We start from the raw sequence: 2,991 nt of genomic DNA, 5'->3' as shown, positions 1-2,991 counted from the left end.
GCGGCGAGCAGCAGGCGACCGGCGCGGCCACGGGGGTGTGGCCTGGTGGATTGCATGTTTGGGGGACCTCTTCCGTGGGTTCGAAAGGGTGAGCGGGGGTGGGGCGGCCGTCCCGGGTGACGAACACGATGCGCCATCCATGAAAGTCTTTGCAAGAGCTTGCGGCAAAGTTTTCGAAACCAGCAGGCAATACGAAGCGGTCCGCGTTCGCGGCCACCAGCGGCGATCCATGCTGGACCCGGTGGACCAGGGTCGGTCGCAGTTCCCGCTGCTCGGGACACGGTGAACCGCCTTGCGGGATGACCGCAACTTCCGAGCAGATTTTCCAACGTTTGCGGGCCGGCGACTCCGACCTGAGCCGATCCGGGCCTGCCGGGGGCCGCCGGCACGTACCGTGTCGGTAGATCCCGCTCACGGACGGCTCACACGCCGTGCCCGTGCGCGCCGTCCTGGCCCGAGGGAGATGCCGTGACCGCAGCCGGTGTCCGCCGGCACGCCGTGGCCGGCGCGCCGCTGCTGTGTGACGCCCGGGAGCACGGCCTGACCGGTGACGGGGTGACCAACGACCAGCCGGCCCTGGCGGCGCTCGTCGACCGGCTCGGCGACGCGTACGACGCCGACGGCCGGGCCAGGGTGGTCTACTGCCCGCCCGGGGTGTACGCCGTCCGCGACGCCGCCACCGTCTGGCGCAGCGGGGTGTCGCTGGTGGGCGCCGGGCCGGGTGCGACCCGGTTCGTGCTGAGCAACGAGGGCAACCGGGCGCAGCCGGTTCCGCTGGCGTTCCACACCGCCGAGCAGCACGGGGCGAGCCCGGACCGGCACCTGGCCTACTGCACGTTCGCCGACTTCGAGATCGACGGTTCCGGGGTCGCGTCGGCCGACTACAACCCGCTGGCCAAAGGGCTGGGGTTGCAGTACGTGACCGGGGGCGTCTTCCGCAACCTGTTCATCCACCACACCGCCGCCACCGGGTTCGGCTGCGACTTCCTCCAGGACACGGTGGTCGACAACGTCCGGGTGCTGGAGTGCGGACGGATGGACGACGGCCTGGAGATGGGCGGCGCGGGCATCGGCATCGGCATCGGCGGGTGGGGGCCGGTCGAGCGGCTGACCATCGCCGACTGCACGGCCGTCGGCAACGCCACCAACGGGATCTTCGTCGAGATGCAGTACGCGGGCCGGCCGCAGCCCCGGGGCATCCGGATCATCGGCTGCCACGCCGAGGGCAACCGGTTCGGCATCTCCGACTGGGGCGCCGACGGTCTGATCGTCACCGGCTGCACGATGGTCGGCAACCTGGAGGCCGGCTTCCAGGTCTCGGCGAAGGGCACCACCGGCGTTCCCGGGCGCGGCGGCCTGCTCACCGACTGCCTGATCGACGGCAACCTCCGCGACGGGGTGAACATCGGCAACACCCGGGGCCCCTACACGGTGCGGGGCAACCGGATCACCGGCAACGGCCGCTACGGCTACCACCACCAGGATCTCGGCGAGGGCAACCGGGCCACCGCCGAGGAGATCGTCATCGAGAGCAACGACATCTGGGGCAACAGCCTCGACGGAATCCGCTCCGACCGCCCACTGCGGGACGCGGTGATCATCAACAACCGGATCCGCAACAACGGCCGCCAGTGCGCCCCGGCCGCCACCGGCGGCGGCGAGTCGGTCCGCTACACCGAGACCACGCTCGTCGACCAGCGTGCCCGCTGGCCGCGGGACGGGCACCGGGGCAAGCGCCTGCGAGTCGGCCGGCGCTTCGCGGTGGTCGCCAGCAACGACGAGACGACGCTCGTGCTCGCGCCGAACCGCCCGGGCATCGACAGCTCCTGGAGTGCCGACATCCCGTCGCCCGGTACGCCGTACGAGCTGCCGGACCCGCCGCCGAACCGGGCGGGTGTCACGCTGAACGCCACCTGCGACTCGGTCACCGTGCGCGGCAACCTGATCCGGGACAGCGGCTCCGGCACGCAGACCGCCGGCATCTGGATCACCGAGCGCGGCAGTTGCCTGAACTGCCGGGTGGTCGAGAACGACCTCGACGGCAACCACACCGCGATCCGCGCCGACACCCCCGCCCTCGGCGGGCACTGGGAGGGCAACCACGGCGACCAGTGACCGCCCTGGTGTGGGGCGGCGGGCGCGACCGGCGCCCGGGTCAGAACCGCCGGCGCGGCAGCCAACCCAGGAAGCGAGCCCTGGCCTGGGCGGGTGGCAGGGCCGGAAGGTCCTTGGTGGCGGCGACGAGACAGGCGCCGAGATAGACGGCGAGCCCGGCGGTCGTACCACCGAACTCGACGAGCAGCTGACTCTGCTTCGTGGGACACGGCCAGGCGGCGGCGCAGCCGCTGCACCGCCAGCTCGGCGGCAGCGGCAGATGTGCGGGCGGGGCGTAGTGGCGGGACGCGCTGTTGCGGCCACGCCGGTCCGGGCGCGGCCGTCCGGCGCCGGGCGCCGGCCCTGCGAGGCGCTGGCGGACACGGGTCAGCGCCGCGCCGACCCGGACCAGTGCCTCCACCCCCACCCGCTGGGCCAGCACGGCGGTCAGCAGGTGATGCCCCAACGCGTCGAACTCGTCAAGGGTCCATCCCCGCCGCTGGCAGAAGTCGCGCAGCGCATGGCCGTCCGCGCGGGACGGATGCGCCAGCGCCTCCTGCAGCGTCTCCCGCACCGCGACGCTCAGGGCCGGCTCGTGCCCCCGGAGCCGGCCGGCCACGCGATGATCGTCCACGATCTGCCGGAGCGACTCCGCCGCCGCCTTCCGGGCCACGTCCCGCGCATACGCCATGTCCACCTGCGCCCCCTCGACCACCGCCCCCAGCGAGCCACAACGGGGCCGACTTTTCCGCACCGGCGGAATGCGGGGCTAGGGCGTGTCCTGTCGATCATGGGAGCCAGATGACGGCAGCGATCAGGACGAGGCCGGCTCGGTAGAGGGATGCGCGTTTGGCGTATCGCGTTGCCAGGTCACGCCACTGCTTGAGCCGGTTGAAG

General features: G+C 72.4%; 2 protein-coding genes and 1 pseudogene. 1 reads left to right on the top strand and 2 read right to left on the bottom strand.

The window, feature by feature from the left end; all coding sequences use genetic code 11:
• Positions 1-468 precede the first annotated feature (468 nt).
• Positions 469-2,115 (top strand): right-handed parallel beta-helix repeat-containing protein, encoded by a 1,647-nt coding sequence (locus F8279_RS29485; RefSeq protein WP_091417139.1) that lies wholly within the window; start codon positions 469-471, stop codon positions 2,113-2,115.
• A gap of 40 nt (positions 2,116-2,155) precedes the next feature.
• Here the strand turns inward: F8279_RS29485 and F8279_RS30760 are convergent, their stop codons facing one another.
• Positions 2,156-2,791 (bottom strand): hypothetical protein, encoded by a 636-nt coding sequence (locus tag F8279_RS30760; protein WP_225853456.1) that lies wholly within the window; start codon positions 2,789-2,791, stop codon positions 2,156-2,158.
• 91 nt (positions 2,792-2,882) lie between these two features.
• A pseudogene (locus F8279_RS29475) lies at positions 2,883-2,991 on the bottom strand (IS5/IS1182 family transposase); the annotation flags it as partial.

The organism is Micromonospora sp. AMSO1212t, from assembly GCF_008868145.1.
Lineage (GTDB): Bacteria > Actinomycetota > Actinomycetes > Mycobacteriales > Micromonosporaceae > Micromonospora > Micromonospora tulbaghiae.
The sequence above is the reverse complement of the archived record's forward strand: the minus strand, read 5'-3'. Positions and strand labels throughout refer to the sequence as shown.